Source organism: Paraburkholderia sediminicola (assembly GCF_046026675.1).
Classification (GTDB): domain Bacteria; phylum Pseudomonadota; class Gammaproteobacteria; order Burkholderiales; family Burkholderiaceae; genus Paraburkholderia; species Paraburkholderia sediminicola_F.
Genome location: NZ_JAQQEY010000002.1, coordinates 178,269 through 200,285, shown reverse-complemented (window position 1 = coordinate 200,285; position 22,017 = coordinate 178,269). Strand labels below are relative to the sequence as shown.

The window sequence follows — 22,017 nt, the reverse complement described above, 5'->3', positions numbered from 1 at the left end:
GCTCTATCTAAACGAAATCACGTTGCGCTCGGCCAGCAAGAACGATGTCGATCTGGCCTACACGACGACAGGGATGAGCACCTATCCGGAAATCCCAGTTTCATTTTTCAGCAAAGGAAAATCATGAAGATCCTGGGTCGCACACAGGTGTATCTGTTCTTCGCGAGCATCATGATGGCTTTCGTTCTGTCCGGCTGCGGAGGAGACCAGCAAGGTTCCTCCAACGCCACGAGCGTCGCGCAGGTCGCGGCCAACTCCGCAAACGTTTCCGCACAAGACGCGTCATCGCAAACTCAGACCCGAGCGTCGATTGCACTACCGCCTATGGGTTGGGCCTCGTGGAATGCGTACGGCTGCAACATCACCGAGGAGCTGGTGAAAACAGCCGCGGACGTTATCTCCGACGGCCAGAAGAAAGATGGTCCGTTGATGAAAGCGGGCTACAGCTATATCAACGTCGACGACTGCTGGTTCGCGCCATCCCGCGATGCGCAAGGCAACCTGGTCGCCGACCCCGTGAAGTTTCCAAGCGGCATCAAAGCGCTGGCCGACTACGTCCACGCCAGAGGTCTGAAGTTCGGCATGTATGAAGTGCCCGCAGCCGAAACCTGTGCTCAGCGTAACAATCTGTACGCTGGACACACCAACCCGATGGGCAGTCTTGGGCACGAAGTTCAGGATGCCAATACATTCGTGGCATGGGGCGTCGACTACGTGAAGTACGACTGGTGTTCGCCGGATGGCACCGTCGACGATCAGGTGACCGGTTTCCAGAAGATGCGCGATGCGCTGAACAGTGCGGGTGCTGCCGTGAATCGGCAGATCGTCTACAGCATCAATCCGAACAGTTTTCACACCGACAAGACGGGCAGATCGTATGACTGGGGGCAAGTCGCGGATCTGTGGAGAACGACCGAGGACATCACCTATGACACCGGCACGCCGGGTCATCAAAGCACGCCCGATTTTTCCAGAATCGTGAACCAGAATTTCTACGGCAATCTGTTTCCGGAAGCCCAACATACGGGTGTCTATAACGATGCGGACATGATGCTTGCCGGGTTCGGTCTGACCGCCGCGCAGGATCAGACGCACATGAGCCTGTGGGCCATTTCCGGTGCGCCGCTTATCCTGGGTCTCGATCTCACGACGCCGGTCAGCCCGGCAACGATGGCGACGCTGACCAATCCGGAGGTGCTCGCCGTCGATCAGGACCCGCGTGGCCTTCAGGCGATCCGGGTGGCGGTGCCGCAGAACGGTCTGGGCGTGTGGGCCAAGCTGCTCGCCGGTCAAGGTCGCCGTGCGGTAGTTCTGCTCAACACAACCGGGTCGGCCGCTCCGATCACGGTGAACTGGAAGGATCTCGGGCTGGACCCCGCTGCTTCGGCCAGCGTGCGGGATATCTGGGCGCACAAGGATCTTGGTTCGCACACGTCCGGGTACACGGTGTCTGCTGTTCCGGCTGGCGGCTCCGTCATGCTGACCATCGCCGGCGTGGACGATGCATCGAAAATCCACCCGGCCAAACCGGGCAGACATGACGACGGCGCAGCACGCTATACGTTGAATGCAACCACCGGCGGGTACATCGACGTGACGTACCGAAACGAAGGAAGTTCTTCGCTGAAGGTGCCGTTGACGCTCAACGACAGCGTACTCACGACGATCCAGCTACCCGTGACCACCGGGCATGCCCAAGGCACCGTCACGCTGTCCATGCCGTTCGTGCCGGGAAGCAACACGCTCACTTTCGCTCTTCCGGACAAGGGCCGCCGCGCTCCGTCGATCGGCAAGGTGACGCTGATCGCCGCTCCGCAACCCGCATTGCCGCCCGTCGCCTATCAAGCGGAAAGCGCCACCAACATCATTCAGGATGCGGCAGTCCAGGCATGCAACATATGCAGCGGCCACGAAAAGGTCGGCAATTTTGTGAACTCGGATTCGAGCCTCCAGTTCAACGGAATCGTGGCGCCTGCCGATGGCGAGTATGTGCTCCCCGTGGTGTATATCAGCGCGGACGACGGCGGCGGTTCGCCTCGTGCACTGAGCGTGAGCGTCAACAATGGCCCTCCGGTTCCCGTGCAGTTTCCTGGTGAAGGCACCTGGGACTTTCCGATCCTCTCGAGTGTTCAGGTCACGGTCCCGCTGAAAGCCGGCGCGGCCAACACCGTCAAGTTCTCTGTGATTTCCGGCAACTATGGTCCCGACATCGACGGCTTGGGCCAGGCAATCATCCAGCCGATCAAACAGTGAACCGGCAATCCTTGGAGACAGGCATGAAGAACTTCTTGATGCGAATTGCGCTGCCGTTCATATTGGCCGCGAGTGGGGTGCAGGTGTCCGTCGCCGCCGACGCGACGGCCCAACCGAATGCCGCAGCGGCAGAATCGTGGAACAAAGGAGCGCGCTTCCGGCACGACGAAGTGGCGGTCCTGTTCGTGATGGGGCAGAGCAACAGCGCCGGTCTTAACGGCCTGCCCGCGGATCTGACGTTGACGGGAGCCTCGGGTGCAGGCGCGGGCACCGGCGGCATGCCGGCACCGAATGTATGGGGCATCCGCAACGACGGCTGGGGGAACATCGCCGGTAACGCCGACGGGTCGGGTGCGCCATTTACCCAACCGATATCCGCGATCGATCACGTGTCGTGGGTGAACTGGTCGGACAGCACGTCGTCCGATATGAACCTCGGCTACTACGGCGGCAGCGGAAATGCCGCCAATTTCGCCGCGTATGCGTGGCAGTCGGCGATCAATGCAGGCGAGCCGCTGCCCGATCTGTACATCATCCATATCGGCTGGGGCAGCCAGGGCGTGGACGTCGCAGACGATGCGTTCAGCGGCTGCTGCGGCTGGACGGTGCATGGCGTTAATCTCTGGCAACCCATGCTCGATGCAAGCAAGACGCCGACGTATGCGCTTGCACCGTTCGCGCGCCGCATGATGTATCTGGGACTCAAGCAGATTCTGGCGACCGGCAAGAAGCCGCGTATCCTCGGCCTGGAGTGGAACCAGTGGGAGGCAGAAGCTGCGCCGCTGAATTCGGCCGGCAACGCAACGACGATTCATCGCGCGCCGCAGAATTACGCTTACCTCTTCAGCAGTTTCTTCGCTGCGGTGGGTTCGACCTTCCCGGTGCTCATCGTGAAGCCGTTGTCGACCGCTTACGACAACGTCACCAACGCGGTCGCGCCTTATAATCCCGCCGCGCTTGCGTCGATGCAGAAAGTGTTCGGTGGCTTCGTCGACGCGAATCCGCGCATCTTCAGTTTCGCCGATGCGTCCCGGTCGCCGGACTGGAATGGACAGCCGCCCGGCTTCGGTATTTTCCAGGGCGGCACGTTAGGCGGTGGAGACGGCAGCGTGCACTACAACCTGGACACGCAGAAATGGTTCGGCGAGCAGGCGCTTGCATCGTGCCTCGGAAACGCCCGATTCTGTGGGCCGCGCATCACGGATCTTCCGAGGCATCTGCCGAATTAACGAACGGATCACTCAGCACCCTTCGGCCGCCACGCTTTTGAAACCCTTGGCACCCAGGCGTGAGCGAACGCGCGGACCGGCCGTCCAGTTGTTACGCGGCCTCCGTTTTCGTTTGTTCATTGGAGCGGAGTAACGCGGGTGACAGGAAGCAGCCCATGACCGCAGACAGGATAATGAAAATCGCGGCCGCATCGACGAGCAGTCCAAAGCGGATGAAAATGAAGAAGCAGCATAGAAGATTCAGCAGATGCAGGCTGATACCCAGAGCGGCGACGCCCTTAGGGACAGCTTTGATGAGCGCCGCGAACCGAGATTGGGGGCGCGGCACATACCAGATGATCAGCAGCCCGAACGTCATGATGAAGGCGCTTTCTGCCCATTTCAGCCAGGTGGGGCGGCGCAGAAACCGTCCCTCGACAATCGTCTCGATGACCTGCGCCTGAATCTCGATGCCCGGCACCAGTTCCCCCAGCGCCGTCGTGCGCATGTCAGTCACGCCAGCACCGGTTAGTCCGACCAGCACCAGTTTGTCCCGGATCCGTTCCGGATCGACTATTCCCTGCATGACGTCGCGTGCCGACACGTAGCGGCTCAGCGTCGACCGAATAGACGCGAAATGCAACCAGATGTCCCCTTCGGGCTGCGTGGGCACCAGCACATCGGCGACACCCACCGCTTGCACGCCCGATGTATCCGCAAAGACGTCAATCGCCGATGAATCCGTGGCAACGCGGAGCATTTCCATCGGCAGACTGGGGACCAGTTTCTCCCTCAATCCCGTGATGAGCGGAATGTGCCGGACTACGCCTTGTTCGAGCGCTACGCTCAGCATCGCCTGCCCGTGGGCCGCAGCCTGCAGTTCCGGCAGGCTGCCGAGAACATAGTCGAAACGCGGCACGTAGCCCAGCGGGTCGGTGCCATGAACGCGGATCGGTGCGCTTCGCAGATCGGTGCGGGTGCCGAACGCAGCATGATCGAGCGCCGCGGCACCCAGTATCGTCGGCGCTGCGCGCAACGATCTTGCGAGAATGGCTTCGTGACTGGGTAGGGCCCGCAAGCCGGCGGCCAGCGCCGCAGCCGTTTCCGGCAGATTGCCGGCCACCTTGTCGGGAGAAGTCTGATCCGGCTCCGGCATGTAAATGTCGAGACCGATCGCCAGCGGTTTCAGTGCCGCGATGGCATCGATCAGGCTCGCGAGTCGGTTTCGCGGCCAGGGCCATTGACCGGCGGTCGCGAGCGTCTCCTCATCAATCTCGACAATGGTCACCGGCTGAGCCGTCGGAACCCGTGGGTGGTGACGTTGATACTGATCGAACAGAATTTGCCGGGCTGTTTTAAAGGAGTCGGGAAGCGTTTCATCGAGCGTGTCTACGAAAGCTGGACGTGCTATGTCGCTCGGCCATTCGCTGCACAGGTTGAGCAGGCTCAGGCCGAACAACACCACCAGTGCCACCGGACGCCCCTGGACCACCCTCAGCAGATTCCTGATCCGGGCGTGCCATGGGTCGAAATAGCGTTTCATCGACGGAAGGCCATTCAGCGCCGATGACTGGCGCGGGTCATTGGATTGTGATGACTGCGCGCCGGTTCATGCGATTGGGAACACCATCTGCCGTGGGCACCAGCGGCTCGCGCTTGCCTCGGGCCGCGGTCTCTATTTGCTGGGCAGGGATGCCTTGCTTGATCAGGAACGCTGCAACCGTCTTCGCCCGCTGCATGGAAAGTTGATCATTGAATTCCTGAGAGCCCGCCAGATCGGTATGACCGACCACTACGAGCTGCGGTGCGGGCCATGTCGCCAGGGCGGCTTTTAGCTGTTTGACCGTGGCCGACGACTCAGGGGCCAATTCGGTGGCGGAATCAAAGAGAAAAAAGATCGTGAATGCCTTGGGACGAGGCGGCCGTGCCGCAAGTAGCTCGCCATATCGTGTCTCCACAGTGGCTTGGCTATCCATCGTTTTTTCGATGGCACCGCCCTTGGTGACGTCGACCTCGGCGTAGGCCTTGTCTATTTTCTGTTCGCCGGTGGCGCTGTGGACAATGACCGCTCCGACTTTGCCATCGGGATCCGGCAATAGAATAATTTTGTCCGGCGTGCTGCAGCCCGCGAAGAACGGCAGCACGATGCATGCCGCGGCAAAGGCCAGCCCGTGATGTCGAATCGCAGCCTTCAACGTGCCCCCTTATCTATCGCCGACTTCGATGATGAATTCGGTGCCGCGCACGCCCAGCGTGGTAGTCGGCGTGCTGAAGCGGACCGCATCCGGATTAGCCTTCGCCAACTTCCCCGAAATCACAGCCAGGGAACCGCGTTTGATGGATGCGTCGAGCACGCCGTCATGGGTCGTGGTGTTGAACGCGAATTTGTTGAGCTCGAGGATGGTATTGGCGCCGGCAGAGAGTTGGGTGGCGTCACGCAGCGTGATACCGACGGAAGATTCCGGGCCGGTCACTATGCGATCGCTGCCGTAAACCTCGCTGCCGATGGCCGCACCTGAATTCCCTCCAGCCCGCTCGATCTGCACCGTACCCTTAAGGGTCTTCACGACGCCGGCAGCATCGGCGGCAAGCACATTCGCGACAGCCATGCATCCGCAGGCAAGAATCAAGGCATATTTGATGGCTCGAAGACGCATCGGTGGCACCTGATTGCGTAAAGTTGCTTTCCGCGGAATAGCGCGGGGCCCCGATGTCGACCTGATGTTGTGAGCGATCATTCCCCATTGCTCGTAGAGCTGGGGCTTGTGAAGGACATGCAGAAATACGGCTCCTGGATGTCCGGTGGAGATCTGGCTGCTGCACCGAACAGAGTATGGACCTGATTCAAATGACTCTGTGCGCTTCCGCGCATATCGCCAGATACTTCTCAGCGCAGACTTCTAACCTGGCTCGGCGTGACATCTCCGGCAAATCGATTGCCGAAATGGGTTCTCGTGTAGTTGACGACAGCAGCAACCTGATCGTCATTCATCTCGTCGCCAAAGGATGGCATCGCCTTTCGGCCGTGCAGTACGTTGATAATGACGTAGGGTGCTGCTCCGACTGCCGGGTTGTCAGCGAGCGCCGGGTAGTGACCGGCGCCCTCTGCGCCTTTTCCATCCGGCATATGGCATCCCGCGCAGGTAGCGTTGTAGAGCGCTTCACCGCTTTTTTCGGTGAAGCGGTAGCCCGGCGAAATCGTGAAGGCGCGTGGTGCGTCCTGTGCCACGGTCTGAGCCGACACCGTCGCGGCTCCCATCAGCAAGGCCATTAGCATCACGCTGAGGATCTGCGTCGGCCTATGCATTGACGATTCTCCGATGCAAGCGAGTAATCGCATCCAGCGACGACAGCACGGCGCCTTCCTGCCATGCCGGGATATGGGAAGCGTGCTCTCCGGCAAGGACGATCCGTCCGTCGATCTGGCAGAGATTCGCGTAATGCGCTTCTCTCAACGCATCCGTCCATGCGGCGAAGCAGCCATTCGTGAACGGCGATCGGCTCCAACTCATCGCGAAGCCGTTCTGGTACTCGCGCGGGTACTGCGGATGAATCTGGCTGCCCTGACTCAGTGCCACCGCGATCCGTTCGGCAGGGGGCAGTGCACCCATCTCATAGCTGGCGGGTCCCCACATGTAGGCGCCGAGCAGCACCGCAGGACCGGTCGATCCGTAACCTGTTGCCGGATAACCGATCGTCGAGATCGGCAGATCCGTATACGTAATGCCGCCGTAGATCTGCTCGTCTTCTTCCCAGAATCGCCGGCCGAATTGCAAGCCGATTTTCACCGATGTCTCGTAGGGCACCGCGTCGATCGCGGCGCGCATGGCCGGGCCAACTGCAATGTCGATCTGACTCAGAATCGAGAGCGGGATAGTGCACACCAGCCAATCCGCGTGCGCGCTCCGTTCGGTTCGGGTGGTCGTATCGGTGTAGCGCACTTCGACGCCTCGCTCGTCCTGCACGATGGCCGTGACTCTGGCGTTGAACACTACAGCGCTCGCGACCTGCGAATAAATCGCATGGGCAATCCTGTCCATGCCGCCGACGGGCTGGAAAATGCTGCTCTGGAAATCCTGCTCGTTTCCAGACGAGAGCCATTTCCACAAACGCGATGCAAGCAAGGGGTCGCGCGGGAGCAGATTCGACGGGACGGCATTGGGCATCAGGCCGCCGCCATCCGCGGTTGCGAATCCACGGCGTTCGCTGCTTCGCCGGCCCGACTGGTAGCTCCCATCCCGCCCGAGCGCCCCCCATTGGCGCAGGGATTCGAGTAGCAGATGCGCATCTTCGGCTGACAATGCATCATCAAGTGCGTCTTTGCGGATTGCTTTGGAAAGCAGCTCGGCGATATAGCCTTGATAGTCGGTCTGCACCGCCCGGAATCGTTGCGGCTTACCATCGAAAGCCTCCTTCGAATGCAGGTAGGCGTTGTAATTGACCTGGATGAACGGCTCGAGCGGCACCTTCAGGCGTTTTGCGTAGTCGAGTACGCCCTGGTGGTGATACGGAATGCGCCACGGCCCTGGGTTCAGATAAAGCCCGTCAGCGAAATCGCAGAACTGGGTGGCACCGCCGAGTTCGGTATAACGATCACCGCCCCTGACAGTCCAGGCCCGGCCACCTGCGCGGTTGTTGTACTCGAGCACCTGCACGTGGTAGCCCGCGTTCCGCAGCTCAAAGGCCGCGACGAGGCCCGCCATGCCCGCGCCAAGCACGAGAATTCGCGTTCCTTTGGGCGCGCCATCGAGTTTGATCGGTCCGGCGTAGGTTGAGGCAGCGGCGAACCCAAGCGTGCTCATGCCTTGCATCATGGCGGCCGCGCCGAGGTTCTTGCCGATCAGCGTCAGCAGGTGCCGGCGGCTCATCGCATTTGTGGTCATTCTCGACATAAGGACGCGGTGCCCCGACTGGAGAGAAACGATGGCGAACGAAATCAGCGTATTGCAACGGCTAGTTCATTCTATGCGATCGCCCGTGCGACTGTCCGTGCCAGGACGGCCGACTGCGCCCCGTGGGTCGGGCTCGCCCGGAAGCGTGAGGCGGTAGCCGGCCATAGGCGGTCGCTCGACGACGGAGCGTAAATCGCCGACGATCCCGCGCTGAACGGCTGAACGCGTTACAGCTGCCCGATCGAACAAAGCCGTCGTGATAAGCGGTGGATGTGAGATTGGCGTGACAACGTTGATCGAGCATTACGCCTGCACGTCAATCAGTACGCCGAGCGGCCGCCATTGGACTCCCTTCGTCTCGTCTGACAATCCGTCGAGTACCGCAACTAGCGAGACTTTCGCGCTCGTATTCTGCACGAGCGTCGCGACGTGATCCCGTAACGCCTGATTCAATTGTCCGATTGCGGCTGTCATCGGGTCGCCTGACTCTGTGACAGCGCTCGACGTGTTTTCGGAATTGTCGATATCGAAATCCCATTCGTCCGTATCGTCACCATCGTCGCTTGCTACCGTGCCGGACATCTTTGCCAGATCGGCAATCTGAGCGCCGAGATCGCGATAGCCGTTTACAGCCAAACTAGATGGCTGGATATCTGTCGCGGCGGAAAGCGCGTCCATCGTTTCTTTGCCCGACGTGCTCAGGCCGTTAGCCACGGCAATTGACCGCTGCAGCTCGAGCGCCTGGTAGAGCGCCGCGACCAGTGACGCGCTCGACGCACTCACGCGCCTGTGCAACGACAAGGCGTCGGAGTTGTCGTTGGTGCTGTCGCTGATGGTTAAGCCCGTTGACGCATCGATGCCGAGCCGCATCAACGTGTGCTTGAGTGCTGTTATCAGTGCATCGTTGCTGCGGTCGGACGTGCTGGTTGTCGACGATGCATCCTTTGATGGAGGAGGCTCGGGTGGCGGCGGTGTGGTGACTGACGTGTTCGTGTTGATCGGATCAGGCGACATGGGCTGACGCTTCCTTTGTCCCCCGCTTGGGGAGACGGTCGAAAATCGAATGCACGATAGCGACGTGCAATCGAGTTATCGGGATCATCGCGCGACACTTGATGTTTTGTAATTGCGCGAAAGGAAACCAGCCGTGCTTGTAATCGAGTCTGGATGATTGTCAACCCAGTAGCTCATCACCCGTTTGGCAAAGGGTACGGTGTTCGTGTATTTGATCGCGTGGATACACCAAACGGAACAGGGTACCCTTATATCAATGTGAACATCATGTGCCTCGACGAACTTAACGTCGACGAAGCGCTGAATGTGCCGGTTACTTATCAGAATGGCCTGCAGAATGATTGGAGCAATCCCCCTTCGGAAAGCCGACATCTTTGACTTTACCGGTCACTGATCTCTGCTCAGATTCAAGACAGAACTTCGTAATAGTTGGCGCTGATCGAATCAGCGCGGCGTCGGTTACGTGCAGAGGGCAAAATGGGCAAGCCTTCAAGAACAGCGTTATTCGCTGCAGTCCGCATGTGGGACTGGCCAACAGTCGCTGCATTACTAGCTGCGGCACCAGAACTCGTCGAGGCGAGCGACCCACAAGGACACACTGCCCTGCATCGCGCGTGCTCGGTAAAGCCTGGAAGTAACCCACAACTGGTCGAACTGAACGGCATCAGGACCGTCACAATCTTGCTCGAAGCGGGCGCAGATCTCGAACAGGCAGTGCCGATGGATGAGGACGAAGGCGATTTTCGGGCGACGCCGCTATGGTATGCGGTAGCCCGTGGAGAGAATTTCCCCTTGGTCGAGTTTCTTTTGCAGCGTGGTGCCAACGCCAGCTATTCGCTTTGGGCAGCAGTATGGCGCGACGACGATCTCGTATGTCGCGCACTGCTAAAATCCGAGCCAGAACTGAATCTCAAGGCTCATGGCGAGACTCCGATTTTCTATGCAGCAAGACTCAAACGACTCGCTACGTTGGCCCTGTTGATCGAGGCGGGAGCGGATCCGTCGATTCCAGATTCGGTAGGTCGCGACAGCGTAGCGATCGCTCGGGAACGCAAACTACCGGGAGAAATTATCGAGCGGATGGTGTCGCTACAGCAGAACAAGCTACGCCGCCGTTCTTAAAAGAAAGGTATTCGGCGTTTCGGGCTTAACCTTTGATTGAACCACGCCGTTTTTTGCTCAACGTTCAGTCATGGTGGCGACGTTTGTGATGGCGCTTGTTCGGTCGGTAGCCGCGGGCATAATCGTCCGCGTACGAATTGGACCGCGACATGTTACCGCCAAGCGCTGAACCCGCGCCGCCGCCCACGGCCGCGCCGACGAGGCCGCCCGTGCGGCCGCCCATCGCATTGCCTGCCGCTGTGCCGGCGCCGCCCCCGAGCGCGCCACCGATGATGGCGCCCGTGCGTTCCCTGCGGTTTGACGTGACTGCGCCGCCGGCACCGCCGCCGACTGCTCCGCCAATGACGGAACCCGTGCTGCCGCCTACTGCGCCACCCAGGGCAGCACCGGCTACGCCGCCGAGCGCGCCGCCAAGGGCATTGTTCATATCGCCGGCCACCGCCGATAACGACACTGCAGTGGTGAGCGCTGCAATGGCAACAATCTGGAAGATTCTCTTCGACATAAAAGGTCTTTAGTTTTTGGGACGGCGCCGAGTATAACCGCCCTACGAAAGGTTTTTGTAACCTGCCAGTTAGGATCTCGGTAAGAGGTGTAACAAAATGATCCGATGGCTTTTTAGTGAAACGCTTTCGGCACCCTTGGCGTCAGGCGGCCACCACGGTAAGTAGTAGTCGGCCCGATTCGAGTCCGGAAAGATGTAGGCGCCCCCTGATCTGGCAGGCGCATCCAGAACGCTACATTTGTGTGTATGACCCTGGAAGGCGCACTGCTATTCTGTTTGAATTACACGCTGCCCTATCCGCGGGCAGCGAATTTCCTGATCGAGCGTCGTCATGAGATCGTCAGGCCTCAGGGTGCGCAGGTTCAGCTCGGCGGCTCAGGAACGCGCGTTCCGGATCGACTACGCGCGGCGCTTCTTCGGACAGCGCAGGCTCGCGATCACAATCTTCACCGCGTTGTGGGTCGTGTTTTCCATCCGCGACTTCTCCCGGTTAAACGTACTCGATCCCGCCCATCTGCACCACAACGAGCTCATTCTCCTGAGAGTCGCCGGCGCGATCGGAATGGCGATTCCCGTGCTGTTCTGGACCCCCCGCGCACTCGATGAACGTTGGGCCGTCGGACTGCTCAGTGTCTGGACGATCAGTTGCTGGTTCACCACCCTGAGAATGCTGCAGTTCTATCCGGGCGACCTTGGCTGGCGGGAGGTCTATCCGGTGCTGATGTTTTCCCTTTTCGTGATATTCATGGCCTTTCGGCTTCGGGTGATCACGGCGGCGTGGCTAATCGGGATATGCGTCGTCAGCTATCTGATCATGCTTTATTTCAAGCCCGTCGGCGGGAGTGTCGAACTGCGCGTGGAGTCGGTGGCTGCGCACGCCACGATGCTGCCGCTGATGTCTGTCGTCGGCGTGTTGCTTAGCGTTCCGCTGGAACGTGCTGCGAGGCGCGAATTCATATACCGGCGCACCCTGCGCGCGGCCAAGGCGCGCGTCGAAGCGGCGTCGCGCGCGGTCAACGAGCAGAACAGACGCATGCAAGAGCTCGTCAAGGAGAAGGAGCGATTCTTTTCATCGGCGTATCACGACATCCAGCAGCCTCTCGCCGCAATCAACCTTTTCATCCGAAGCGCCCGGACGAGGATCAGGGACGGCTACGCCGTGGATCGCGAGCTCGATGTCGTCGAGGAGACCGCGTCCGACATCCTCGACATGTTCAAGGATATTCAGGACTACAGCGAGTTGGGTTCATATGTTCCCCATGTCGTACCGGTCGATACCCACGGCCTGCTGACCGAGGTCTTCGAGCAATACCGTGAGACGGCCCGATTGCGTGGCATCGATCTAAGAATCGCGGGGCGGCGAAAGTACCCGCCGTCCATCGAGACCGACCGATCGCTCTTCAAGCGGTCCGTATCGAATCTCGTATCGAACGCGATCAAGAACACGCCATCGGGTGGCGTTGTGCTTGGCTGGGTGCAACTGAATGAACGGCTGCGCGTCGATGTATGGGATACCGGCATCGGTATTGCGCCCGCCCATCGGGACGCGATTTTCTCCGAGTACTATCAGATCAACAATCCAGGGCGCGACCGTTCGAAAGGGCTGGGACTGGGGCTGTCGATTGTGCATCGTGCGATCCATATTCTGCCGGGACACAGCATGAGTTTCGCCTCCGTGGAAGGGCACGGATCGCGCTTTTCCCTTTATGCGACGGTTTCGGCATCAACTCCGACCGTCGGGGCACATGCTCAGGATGGCGACGTCTACACGACCGATCTCACTGGCACGTTCATGCTCCTGTGCGACGATGAACCTACCGTCCTCGAAGGCCTGAGGCGTCTTTTCTCAAGCGCGGGCGCGCTCGTGTACGCCGCCGAGTCGATGGCTGGATTCGAAGCCATCCTTGCCGATGACAGTCGCATTCCCGATCTCATCGTCGCCGATATCCGTCTACGCGACGGCGCCACCGGCAAGGAGGTTGCTAATCGGATCAGGCGCCATTTCGCGTGGGCGGGCGTTATTCCCGTTGCATTTATCACCGGTGAATTGCTGTCCGATCACGTCCTTCGCGACTTCCCCGAACCGTTCGTGCTATTGCGCAAGTCCTCCGCCCCCAAAGACCTGCTGGCAGAGATCAGCCGGTACGTGAGCGCTCAGCGGAAGATGAAACTCGATCTCGCGAACGATCAGTGACTGAAAGCGTCCCGAGCGCGGTGGTTCTTTTGGATACGCTTGATTCGTCTAATGATGGGTGAAAACCGCCACTTTTCAGGCGACGCCATATAGATCAGCCGCCACTGTGTACTATCTGACCTGAAGACATTGGACGATCGCTACCGGTTTAGCCATCCTCCGATGTGTAATCGCAGCTCGGCTCGAAGACAGTTCTGGGAGACGATGGAATGCGCGTACTGATCGTCGACGACCATGAACTGTTCAGAGCCGGATTGGCGCTTCTACTGACGGAGCTCTTTCCGGACATCGAGTTGCTGCACGCGAGCACATTGTCGCAGGGGGTGAATCATGCGCTTAGCGAGCTCCTGAACATCGTTTTTCTCGATCTCGACCTGCCCGATGGCAACGGCTGCAACGCGCTTGCCGAATTGAAGGAGTCGCGACCGTCGTTACCGGTGATCGTGATATCGGCCGATGAGCGAGTGGAAACCATCAGTCGATGCATCCAACTTCGCGCCATGGGATACGTGCCCAAATCGTCGCCGCCTGAAGCGCTTCGTGCGGCGATAAGCGCCGTGCTTGCCGGGGGCGTGTTCCTGCCAGCCTCCAGCATCGCCAGCCTCAGTCGCGATATGGACACTGACAGGGCTCCGGCAAATGGACCTGAGGATAGACAGCCGCGCGTTAAATCGGAAACGAGCAATGCATCCGAGCTGGGACTCACACCGAGAGAGTTCGAAACGTTGGCGTGGCTGGTGCGCGGACTTCCGTCCAAGGCCATTGCCCTGAGAATGGGGCTCGAGGACATTACGGTTCGGAAATACATCAGTCATCTGCTTGCGCATTTCAATCTGCGGCGCCGTACGGAACTCATCGTCATGCTGGCGGATAGAGGGATCAAGCTCGGCGTCCCGCCGGTCACGGATCCGGCGCTTGACCGAAGCCTACCGGCGGCTAGCGGGCAACCTACCGACTGACTTCAGTCAGCGTCGGGAGGCGAGTATTCGATATGTCCCCGGGATCGGACGCTCACAGTGCCTACATCTTTCGCCGACGTTTGCTGTCCACCACCTACGCATGTGCGTTGCGACGGCGCTTCCCCTGACCAAGAATGAATATGACAGCAACGCTGAGGGTGCATTCGTCGAGTGCACCCTCAGCGGTTTGTCGTCGTGATGAGCTGAACCGGCCTTGGCTCGTGCGAAACGCGAATAACGAATCGCATGAATGGAAAACTCAACGTAGATAAAGGAACCAACATGAAATCACCACTGATAGTCGCATCCGCTGTCGTGCTGTTCGCCATGGCCGGTGTGGCTCATTCGCAAGGCACACCGCAAGCCTCTCAACCCGCCCCGCAAGAAAACGCCACAGCACAAGCCTCTGACCCGAGTGCGGGGATGGAAGCATACGGCGGTACGCCCGACACACGGGTACAAGCCGGTGCAAAAAATGCGAGACCGTGCCGGATGGACCCACAATGCAACGTTTTTTTCGGAGGGAGCTAACAGGCGCGCGCGAGGCGCGACGGCTTCAAGGGCAAACGGAATGGGCGTCATAACGAGCAAGGTGGAGAAATGAAAGTGCAACCCTCGGCTGTAACCGTCGTGCTATTCCTGCTCACCGCGGCCGGCGCTGCCGACGCTCAGGAAATGCAACCGCCAGACGTCGCTAGCCCCTCATCCAGTCAGCAGCCAATAAATTCATCGCAACGGGTGATGCCGACGAACGGCGACAGCACGTGGAACTATGGAGCCCAACCGGGCGGACGAAATGGCTACGGCAAAACCCGAGACGGTCAACCGTGCGTGGTGGGCCTGTCGTGCGATATCTATCAGGGTAGTTGACCCGCGTGGGCGCGAGGGCGCGAACCGGGACGCTCTTCAGTGCGAGTGTGCAGTCGCTGCCCGTTCAATCCTTCGCTTTCCCATCGACCTTCCCTCGCGCCCCCACCTTCTCCATCTCAAACGGCGTATCCCTCCACCTCTTCCCCGTCAACCTGAACAGCGCATTAGCCACCGCCGGCGCCACCGAAGGACTCGACAACTCCCCAACGCCTCCAGGCTTAGCCGGGTCCCCCTGCACAATCAAAATATCAACCTCCGGCATATCACTCATCCGCATCACGCGATACGAATCAAAGTTCTTCTGCTCCACCTGCCCATGTCGAATATCGATGCGATCCGCCGTCGCATGCCCTAACCCCCACATCAGCCCGCCATACAGTTGCTCTTCAACCCCACCCGGCGACACAGCCAACCCGCAATCCGCTACACAGGTCAGCTTCTCAACCACAACCGCATCACCCTTCCTCTTAACCCGCACCACCACCGCTACATAGCTGCTATACGCCTGATTCGTCGCTATACCCAACGCCGTACCCGGAGGCAACGCCTTCCCCCACCCAGCCCGCTCCGCCGCCTCACGCAACACAGCCTTATGCCGCGGGTCCTTCATATACGCAAGCCGGAACTCAACCGGATCGCGCTGCGCGGCATGTGCGGCCTCATCCATGAAAGACTCCACCGCGAACACGTTCGGGATATAACTCACCGCGCGATACCAACCCGTCGGCACACCGGTTTCATGACGCACCCAACCAATATCGACGTGCGGCGCATCGTAAGCGAACTCGTACTTACTGATCGCTTCGGTGGTGCTGTAGTCCATCCGGTCAGGACGATCGAAATAACCCGGCTCCCATTGTTCCGGCGAAGCGGGCATCACGGCACGCAATTGCAACGTGATGAGTTTGCCGTGCGCATCAAAAGCGGCTTTAGCACGGTGATAACTCGCCGAGTGATAAAAGAGCGCACGCATCTCATCTTCGCGACTATTCATCAGCTTGACCGGTTTGCCGACTTTCAACGCAAGCCACGTCACTTCGAATAGCCAGTACTTCGATTCACGCGAACCGAAGCTGCCACCCGACACAAGTTCATGCAACACAACGCGCTCAGCAGGAATTCCGCCGATCACCTCAGCCGCTTCCTGTACCGTGGAAGGCACTTGCAAACCACCCCAATACTCAATGCGCCCATCTTTCGCCCAAGCAGTGACATTGATCGGCTCAAGCGCGTTCTGCGCCTTATAGGGCATCGAATACGACGCCTCGACCACACGCGCACCGTGCGGCCATGCAGTCTTCGCGTCACCGGTCTGAATCGTCGGCACAACATGCGCGACAGGATCGTCGAGCCAGGCAGCCTGACGTGCGGCGAGCGTGCTACTGTCGAAGGTTTCCAGCGGACTGTCTTCCCACTCGACCCTCAGCGCCGCCTGGCCTTGATGCGCCGACCAATAGTCATCGGCCAACACAGCAACGCCCGCCTGATTGCCGCCAAGAAGGTCGGGGCGGCCAGGAATCTGCAACACCTGCCGCACGCCCGGCACCGCCAACGCGGCTTTAGCATCGACGCTCCGCACACGCGCATCGATCACCGGCGCGCGCGTGACGACAGCCACCAGCATCCCCGGCAACGACACATCGATGCTGTACGGAAACGCCCCTCTCGCTTTCAGATCGGCGCCACGCTTCTTCTGCAGCTTGCCGATGTATTTGAACTGCGACGGGTCTTTCAACGCGACGTCTTTCGGTGTGGGCAATTGCGCAGCTACGCTCGCCAACGATCCATAGTTCGCGCGCTTGCCACTTGCCTTATCGATAACGAAGCCGTTTTCCGTCGAACACGCGGCCAGCGCCACATTCCATTGTTTCGCCGCGGCTTCGATCAACATGGCACGTGCGGTTGCACCCGCACGCCGCAAGCGATCGTACTCAAGCGAGACGCTGGTACTGCCGCCTGTCGAGAACACCTTCCACAACGGATGAATGTAGTCCCCGTAAAACGGATTCTCCGGCGTGATCACCTCCACGCGAAACGGATCGACATCGAGCTCCTCCGCGACAACTGCAGCGAGTGCAGTACGCGTTCCCGTGCCCGAATCGTGCTTATGGACCACCAGTTTGATCGTGTCGTCAGGCAGCACACGCACCCATGCGTTCGGTTCGAACTCGCCTGCTTGCGGTTTCGGATCCCCGCTTACGTTGGCATCTTTCGCGAAAGCCTCGGGCAGTTGAAAACCGATCGCGAGTCCCGAAGCCAACAACGCCGAACTCTGTTTGATGAAGCGTCGACGCGCCGCGCCGTGTGCGCCGTGTGCGCCGTGTGCGCCGTGTGCGCCGTTCAGCGCTTGTTTGTCGTTGTGCATTCAAGCCTCCTCTTTCGTGGAGGTGCAGGCGGAAGCGCAGATGGATTCGACCCACGTAACCGACGCGAGCGCCGGATCACCGGAAGCGGCGCGTTTGATCGCTTTGCGAATGCGCGAATACGTCCCGCAGCGGCAGATGTTTCCCGACATGGCCGTCGCGATGGTTTCGTCGTTGACCGTCGGCCTGTCCTTCAGAAACGAGGCTGCCTGCATCAACTGACCGGACTGACAGTAGCCGCACTGCGGCACGTCTTCCGCTACCCACGCGAGTTGCAGCGGATGCTTGCCGTCTTTCGACAGACCTTCGATCGTCGTGATGTGCTTGCCCGCCACCGCCGCAATCGGCAGCAAGCAGGAGCGTACGGCCTCGCCTTCCAGATGCACCGTACACGCGCCGCAAAAGCCGCCGCCGCAGCCGAATTTCGTCCCGGTCAATTTGAGCCGGTCGCGCAACACCCACAACAGGGGCATGTCTTCCGGTACATTGTCGAGCGAGTGCCGCGTGTCGTTGACCACGATCTCGATCATGCGCTGTCTCCTGAATGGTGTTGTGCAGCGCGGCGCGTGATTCAAAGGGTCCGCGTGCTTGCGGCCATTATTGAAAGCCGTTAAGCACAACGCCAGCGACGATTTCTTCCATCACCGGTAAGTCCGGCTAACACCCATGTTGAAACGCTACCCTTCCATTCAGTCGATGCAGGCCTTTCTGCAAGCGGCACGCGTCGGCAGCTTTTCGAGCGCGGCGCGCCAGTTGTCGCTCACGCATAGCGCGATCAGCCAGCAAATCCGCACGCTAGAGGAGTTCGTCGGGCAGCCGTTGTTCGTGCGCGAAAGCGGTCGCGTGGTGCTGACGGATGCGGGCGTGCTGTTCGCGAATCAACTGGCGGATGGCTTCGAGCAGATCGATCGCGCGTTGTCGTCGGTGAAAGAGCGCACGGTGAAGCAGTCGATCACGCTCGACGTCGATCCCGAACTCGCGCAGAGCTGGCTGGTCACACGCTTGCCTGCTTTGCTCGATGCGTTGACCGGCACGTCGTTGACGGTACTGTCCACGCCGCGGCATGAGCGCAGCGCGTTCGAGCGCGTGGATATTGCGTTGCGCTATGGGTATGGCGAATGGGAAGGTTTCGAGAACGCGCTGATTTGCGGCGACCGGTTGACTGCCATGGGTTCGCCCGCACTTCTTGAAGCGCGCGGGCTGAGCGTGCCGCTCACGCCTGAACAGGTGCTCGATTTACCGTTACTCGGCTATACGAAACGCTCGTGGATTCCGTGGCTCACCGCGGCAGGCTTGCCCGCAGTCGAACCGGATGCAGTCGCCGTATTCGATAATGCCGCCGGACTGATTGCTGCGGCCAGCGCAGGCGTGGGCGCGGGTTTAGCGCGCGGCCTCCTTGCCGCGGACGCAAAACGCGAGGGACGTCTGGTCGAACTCACTCACGTAGAAATTCCGACGCATTACAACCTGTATGCCGTATGGCCGCGCGAGAAAGCGGCCCGCGTTGCGCCCTTGATCGAGGTGATTCGCGAGTTGGTCGCGCAAACGGTCAGCCCATGCTAGCAGCCACCTCGCGCACCGTATCGAGAAACAACGACAACACCGGCGACGGATCCTCAGCACGATAGCGCGCATGCAGCGACACCTCGGGACGCGGCGCAGCCAGCGGCACAAACGCGACACCACCGGTCGACAATTGCCGCGCCGACGAAGGCAGCAACGCCACGCCCAGCCCTTCGCGCACGAGACACAGCAGCGTATGCACCTCGACCACTTCCTGATCGATCTGCGGTGTAAACCCTGCCTCGACGCAACAGTCCTGCAGAAAGCGCGCAAGCTGCGACTGCCGCAAACCGAACGACACAAAACGCTCCGTCTCCAACTCGCGCAACGCGATCTCACCACGCGCGGCAAGCCGATGCCCTAACGGCAGCGCCACCACCGCCGATTCGCGCATCACCACTTCACTACGAATCTCCGGGTCCTCATGCGACACCCGGAAGAAGCACACATCCAACCGCCGCTCCTTGAGCGCGAGAATCTGCGCAGCGGGCGTCATCTCGTGCAGCGTCCACTGCACTTGTGGATGCTTCTCAGCAAATACCCGCAGCGCGCGCGGAATCGGATCGACCATCGCCGAGCTAATGATGCCGATCTCGAGACTTCCCACTTCACCACGCCCCGCGCAACGCGTCAGGTCGATCGCGCGTTCGAACTGCGCGAAGATCAGCGGCACCTGCTCTTTAAGTGTTTTCCCTGCATCGGTGAGCTCGACACGATGTTGCGAGCGCGTGAACAACGCGGTGCCCATCTCCTCTTCAAGGATGCGAATCTGCTGACTCAAAGGCGGCTGCGAAATGTGCAGCCGTGCGGCTGCCCGGCCGAAATGCAGTTCGTCGGCAAGTACCGCGAAGTAACGCAACAGCCGGATGTCCATATCGCAAACGTATCAAGATCGTGGTTAAAAAATATTGTACAGAGCGTTTTTATCTTGTGAGACTGCATCGCAAGCAGCAGTGCACATCAGTGTGACACTCGATGCCGGCGAGGGGAAGGCGCACAAACACTGCGTCTTGCAAAGGGCCGCATGGGCAAGCCCGTCTGGGCTCCGTTCCATCGATGCGCCTGCCCGCGATCCGGCAACTGGATACACCAGTTCCTCTCAAGGAGATCGAGTACATGATCATCGACACCAGCTGTTACCCGACCAATCTGGTCGACCTCGCCTGGCGCCACGACGGCGAGCCATTTACCGGTGAGCGTCTGATCGCAACGATGGACGGCCCGTACATCATTAACGGCAAGCCGCGCCGCATCGACAAGGCCTTCATTCAACCGCCGCAAGGCAACACCATCTATACGTGGACCGACGGCAACCGTTCGGGCCGCGAATCGATCGACGACTACATGGCGTACACCGTCGAAATGACGCAGAAGTACCCGGACCGTCTGATCGGTTGCTTCGTGTACAACCCGCGTTGCGGTCCTGAGAACGGCGCCGAAGCCATCGAGTTCTATGCGAAGGAACACGGCTTCAAGATGGTGCAGTTGCAGGCCAACATGCATGCGTACCGCCCTGACCGCGCGCTCGACTGGTTGCGTCCTGCATTGCGTAAATGCGCGGACCTCGGCCTGCTCGTGAAGCTGCACACCGGCGACGGTCCCTACAGCATTCCAAGCGAGTGGTACCCGTTGATCCGCGAATTCCCGTCGGTGAATTTCATCATGGCGCATTTCGGTGTGCAGACGGGTGGTGTGTATTGCTTTGAGCCGTATCAAATGGCGCTCGATACGCCGAACGTGTACTGCGAATCGAGCTGGTGCCTGCAATCGCGAATCGTCGAATTCGCGAAGGTGCTGCCGACACACAAGATTCTCTACGGCTCGGACACGCCGCCGAATGAACCCGGCATGTGGCTGCGTTTGCTCGAAGTGTTGTGCCACGAGCCGCCGCAAGGCTTGAATCTCGACGAAGACACGCTCGAGGATTACCTCGGCAACAACCTCGCCCGCATGATCGGCATCGAGCCGAGCGCACCGCCGAGAAGCGTCGAAGAAGCGCAAACCTATCTGAAACACCATGCCGGCGCGTCACAGAAGCACGCCGCTCAGGCATCTCAAGCAGCCTACGCAGGAGCCCGCTGATGATCATCGATACCCATCTGCACCCGACCAATCTCGTCGACGAAGCGTGGCGCCACACCGGCGAGCCGTTCACCGGCGAACGCCTGCTGAAGATGATGGACGGTCCGTACATCATCAACGGCAAGCCGCGCCGTATCGATATGGGCTTCATCCAGCCGCCGCCAGGCAACACTGGCTATCGCGACGGCAATCGCCGTGGCCGTGAAGGCATTCGCGATTACATGTCGTATATCACCGAGCTGACGCAGAAGTACCCGGATCGCTTCATCGGCAACTTCACGTACAACCCGCGTTGGGGTCCGGAGAACGGCGCCGCCGAACTCGAATTTCACGTGAAAGAGTACGGCTTCAAGATGCTCAAGCTGCACGCGAACATGCACGGCTATCGTCCGGATCGTGCGCTCGACTGGCTGCGTCCGGCGATGAAGAAGTGCGCGGAGCTCGGCGTAGTGGTGCTGATTCACACCGGCGACGGACCGTACACGATTCCGACGCAGTTCTATCCGATCATCCGCGAATTCCCGATGGTGAATTTCATCATCGGTCACTTCGGGATTCAAACGGGTGGCAACTACTCGTTCGAATCGTTCTGGATGGCGATGGATACACCGAACGTGTATTGCGAATCGGGCTGGTGCTATCAGTCGCGCATCGTCGAATTCGCTCGTGAACTGCCGCGCAACAAGATCGTGTTCGGCACCGATTCGCCGCCGAACGAACCGGGCATGTGGCTGCGCGAACTCGAAATGCTATGCGGTCCGGCGCCGCAAGGCATGGATCTGGATGAAGACGGTCTCGAAGACTATATGGGCAACAACATCGCCCGTCTGGTCGGCATCGAGCCGACCAAGCCGCCGAAGGATCTGGCCGAAGCGGAGAAGCGTTTGAAGGCGACTTACGTGAATGACGTAACGCAGCCCGCTTAACGCACTTAACACGTTCAGCGCTTGCTGCAGGGCAGGAGCGGCCAACGGTTGGTGCCGCGCCTGCCT

Annotated in this window: 20 protein-coding genes; 10 read left to right on the top strand and 10 right to left on the bottom strand. The window is 59.9% G+C overall.

All coding sequences use genetic code 11. The features are described 5' to 3' along the window. The first annotated feature begins 123 nt into the window (after window positions 1-123). Together PQQ86_RS20695 and PQQ86_RS20690 are read left to right on the top strand one after the other, a co-directional pair. Window positions 124-2,253: an alpha-galactosidase D gene (locus tag PQQ86_RS20695; protein WP_408270923.1), complete on the top strand. Its 2,130-nt coding sequence runs from the start codon at window positions 124-126 to the stop codon at window positions 2,251-2,253. A gap of 23 nt (window positions 2,254-2,276) precedes the next feature. Beyond that, window positions 2,277-3,482 carry a hypothetical protein gene (locus PQQ86_RS20690; protein WP_408270920.1) on the top strand — a complete coding sequence of 402 codons (1,206 nt, stop codon included), beginning with the start codon at window positions 2,277-2,279 and terminating at the stop codon, window positions 3,480-3,482. Window positions 3,483-3,573: 91 nt separating this feature from the next. On the opposite strand, the gene PQQ86_RS20685 is transcribed toward PQQ86_RS20690, so the two are convergent. From PQQ86_RS20685 to PQQ86_RS20660, 6 genes are all read right to left on the bottom strand, one after another. Next, complete coding sequence (locus PQQ86_RS20685) at window positions 3,574-5,004, bottom strand: CHASE2 domain-containing protein (protein WP_408270917.1); 1,431 nt, start codon at window positions 5,002-5,004, stop codon at window positions 3,574-3,576. Between the two features lie 37 nt (window positions 5,005-5,041). Further along, window positions 5,042-5,656, bottom strand: coding sequence for an OmpA family protein (locus PQQ86_RS20680; RefSeq protein ID WP_408270914.1), 615 nt, complete (start codon window positions 5,654-5,656; stop codon window positions 5,042-5,044). 9 nt (window positions 5,657-5,665) lie between these two features. Beyond that, the gene (locus PQQ86_RS20675; RefSeq protein WP_408270911.1) at window positions 5,666-6,118 is read right to left on the bottom strand and encodes a FecR family protein; all 453 of its coding nucleotides are present in this window, start codon (window positions 6,116-6,118) and stop codon (window positions 5,666-5,668) included. Between the two features lie 230 nt (window positions 6,119-6,348). Continuing rightward, complete coding sequence (locus tag PQQ86_RS20670) at window positions 6,349-6,732, bottom strand: c-type cytochrome (protein ID WP_408270909.1); 384 nt, start codon at window positions 6,730-6,732, stop codon at window positions 6,349-6,351. Window positions 6,733-6,760: 28 nt separating this feature from the next. Beyond that, complete coding sequence (locus tag PQQ86_RS20665; RefSeq protein ID WP_408270906.1) at window positions 6,761-8,329, bottom strand: flavin monoamine oxidase family protein; 1,569 nt, start codon at window positions 8,327-8,329, stop codon at window positions 6,761-6,763. 327 nt (window positions 8,330-8,656) lie between these two features. After that, window positions 8,657-9,367, bottom strand: coding sequence for a hypothetical protein (locus tag PQQ86_RS20660; protein ID WP_408270903.1), 711 nt, complete (start codon window positions 9,365-9,367; stop codon window positions 8,657-8,659). Between the two features lie 153 nt (window positions 9,368-9,520). Here PQQ86_RS20660 and PQQ86_RS20655 point away from each other — a divergent pair, with 153 nt between their 5' ends. Next, window positions 9,521-9,745 (top strand): hypothetical protein, encoded by a 225-nt coding sequence (locus PQQ86_RS20655; RefSeq protein WP_408270900.1) that lies wholly within the window; start codon window positions 9,521-9,523, stop codon window positions 9,743-9,745. Between the two features lie 99 nt (window positions 9,746-9,844). After that, on the top strand, window positions 9,845-10,489 hold the full coding sequence (locus tag PQQ86_RS20650; RefSeq protein ID WP_408270898.1) for an ankyrin repeat domain-containing protein: 645 nt from the start codon (window positions 9,845-9,847) through the stop codon (window positions 10,487-10,489). 64 nt (window positions 10,490-10,553) lie between these two features. Here the strand turns inward: PQQ86_RS20650 and PQQ86_RS20645 are convergent, their stop codons facing one another. Further along, a complete protein-coding gene (locus PQQ86_RS20645) occupies window positions 10,554-10,994 on the bottom strand; it encodes a hypothetical protein (RefSeq protein WP_408270895.1) in 441 nt (146 codons plus the stop codon). A gap of 352 nt (window positions 10,995-11,346) precedes the next feature. Between PQQ86_RS20645 and PQQ86_RS20640 the strand changes: the two genes are divergently transcribed. From PQQ86_RS20640 to PQQ86_RS20630, 3 genes are all read left to right on the top strand, one after another. Further along, the gene (locus PQQ86_RS20640; RefSeq protein ID WP_408270892.1) at window positions 11,347-13,188 is read left to right on the top strand and encodes an ATP-binding response regulator; all 1,842 of its coding nucleotides are present in this window, start codon (window positions 11,347-11,349) and stop codon (window positions 13,186-13,188) included. A 209-nt stretch (window positions 13,189-13,397) separates the two neighbouring features. Further along, window positions 13,398-14,147 (top strand): response regulator transcription factor, encoded by a 750-nt coding sequence (locus PQQ86_RS20635; protein WP_408270889.1) that lies wholly within the window; start codon window positions 13,398-13,400, stop codon window positions 14,145-14,147. Between the two features lie 600 nt (window positions 14,148-14,747). After that, window positions 14,748-15,017, top strand: a complete 270-nt coding sequence (locus tag PQQ86_RS20630; protein WP_408270886.1) for a hypothetical protein — start codon at window positions 14,748-14,750, stop codon at window positions 15,015-15,017. Between the two features lie 64 nt (window positions 15,018-15,081). Here the strand turns inward: PQQ86_RS20630 and PQQ86_RS20625 are convergent, their stop codons facing one another. Both PQQ86_RS20625 and PQQ86_RS20620 read right to left on the bottom strand, forming a co-directional pair. Further along, on the bottom strand, window positions 15,082-17,382 hold the full coding sequence (locus tag PQQ86_RS20625) for a xanthine dehydrogenase family protein molybdopterin-binding subunit (protein WP_408270884.1): 2,301 nt from the start codon (window positions 17,380-17,382) through the stop codon (window positions 15,082-15,084). Further along, window positions 17,383-17,910, bottom strand: a complete 528-nt coding sequence (locus tag PQQ86_RS20620) for a (2Fe-2S)-binding protein (RefSeq protein WP_408270882.1) — start codon at window positions 17,908-17,910, stop codon at window positions 17,383-17,385. Between the two features lie 136 nt (window positions 17,911-18,046). Between PQQ86_RS20620 and PQQ86_RS20615 the strand changes: the two genes are divergently transcribed. Further along, window positions 18,047-18,943 (top strand): LysR substrate-binding domain-containing protein, encoded by an 897-nt coding sequence (locus tag PQQ86_RS20615; protein ID WP_408270880.1) that lies wholly within the window; start codon window positions 18,047-18,049, stop codon window positions 18,941-18,943. Here the strand turns inward: PQQ86_RS20615 and PQQ86_RS20610 are convergent. Continuing rightward, on the bottom strand, window positions 18,930-19,817 hold the full coding sequence (locus PQQ86_RS20610; protein ID WP_408270877.1) for a LysR substrate-binding domain-containing protein: 888 nt from the start codon (window positions 19,815-19,817) through the stop codon (window positions 18,930-18,932). The genes PQQ86_RS20615 and PQQ86_RS20610 overlap by 14 nt on opposite strands. A 242-nt stretch (window positions 19,818-20,059) precedes the next feature. Between PQQ86_RS20610 and PQQ86_RS20605 the strand changes: the two genes are divergently transcribed. Both PQQ86_RS20605 and PQQ86_RS20600 read left to right on the top strand, forming a co-directional pair. Next, the gene (locus PQQ86_RS20605; RefSeq protein WP_408270874.1) at window positions 20,060-21,025 is read left to right on the top strand and encodes an amidohydrolase family protein; all 966 of its coding nucleotides are present in this window, start codon (window positions 20,060-20,062) and stop codon (window positions 21,023-21,025) included. Continuing rightward, complete coding sequence (locus tag PQQ86_RS20600) at window positions 21,025-21,951, top strand: amidohydrolase family protein (protein WP_408270871.1); 927 nt, start codon at window positions 21,025-21,027, stop codon at window positions 21,949-21,951. Before PQQ86_RS20605 ends, PQQ86_RS20600 begins: the two co-directional genes overlap by 1 nt. Window positions 21,952-22,017 lie beyond the last annotated feature (66 nt).

Excerpts from the sequence above, each read along its gene's own strand:
- PQQ86_RS20605 (WP_408270874.1), top strand. The coding sequence starts at position 20,060 with ATGATCATCGACACCAGCTGTTACCCGACCAATCTGGTCGACCTCGCC.
- PQQ86_RS20670 (WP_408270909.1), bottom strand. The coding sequence starts at position 6,732 with ATGGCCTTGCTGATGGGAGCCGCGACGGTGTCGGCTCAGACCGTGGCA.
- PQQ86_RS20665 (WP_408270906.1), bottom strand. The coding sequence starts at position 8,329 with ATGAGCCGCCGGCACCTGCTGACGCTGATCGGCAAGAACCTCGGCGCG.
- PQQ86_RS20650 (WP_408270898.1), top strand. The coding sequence starts at position 9,845 with ATGGGCAAGCCTTCAAGAACAGCGTTATTCGCTGCAGTCCGCATGTGG.
- PQQ86_RS20675 (WP_408270911.1), bottom strand. The coding sequence starts at position 6,118 with ATGCGTCTTCGAGCCATCAAATATGCCTTGATTCTTGCCTGCGGATGC.
- PQQ86_RS20630 (WP_408270886.1), top strand. The coding sequence starts at position 14,748 with ATGAAAGTGCAACCCTCGGCTGTAACCGTCGTGCTATTCCTGCTCACC.
- PQQ86_RS20635 (WP_408270889.1), top strand. The coding sequence starts at position 13,398 with ATGCGCGTACTGATCGTCGACGACCATGAACTGTTCAGAGCCGGATTG.
- PQQ86_RS20615 (WP_408270880.1), top strand. The coding sequence starts at position 18,047 with ATGTTGAAACGCTACCCTTCCATTCAGTCGATGCAGGCCTTTCTGCAA.
- PQQ86_RS20695 (WP_408270923.1), top strand. The coding sequence starts at position 124 with ATGAAGATCCTGGGTCGCACACAGGTGTATCTGTTCTTCGCGAGCATC.
- PQQ86_RS20610 (WP_408270877.1), bottom strand. The coding sequence starts at position 19,817 with ATGGACATCCGGCTGTTGCGTTACTTCGCGGTACTTGCCGACGAACTG.
- PQQ86_RS20655 (WP_408270900.1), top strand. The coding sequence starts at position 9,521 with ATGATTGTCAACCCAGTAGCTCATCACCCGTTTGGCAAAGGGTACGGT.
- PQQ86_RS20620 (WP_408270882.1), bottom strand. The coding sequence starts at position 17,910 with ATGATCGAGATCGTGGTCAACGACACGCGGCACTCGCTCGACAATGTA.
- PQQ86_RS20645 (WP_408270895.1), bottom strand. The coding sequence starts at position 10,994 with ATGTCGAAGAGAATCTTCCAGATTGTTGCCATTGCAGCGCTCACCACT.
- PQQ86_RS20685 (WP_408270917.1), bottom strand. The coding sequence starts at position 5,004 with ATGAAACGCTATTTCGACCCATGGCACGCCCGGATCAGGAATCTGCTG.
- PQQ86_RS20625 (WP_408270884.1), bottom strand. The coding sequence starts at position 17,382 with ATGCACAACGACAAACAAGCGCTGAACGGCGCACACGGCGCACACGGC.
- PQQ86_RS20600 (WP_408270871.1), top strand. The coding sequence starts at position 21,025 with ATGATCATCGATACCCATCTGCACCCGACCAATCTCGTCGACGAAGCG.
- PQQ86_RS20690 (WP_408270920.1), top strand. The coding sequence starts at position 2,277 with ATGAAGAACTTCTTGATGCGAATTGCGCTGCCGTTCATATTGGCCGCG.
- PQQ86_RS20660 (WP_408270903.1), bottom strand. The coding sequence starts at position 9,367 with ATGTCGCCTGATCCGATCAACACGAACACGTCAGTCACCACACCGCCG.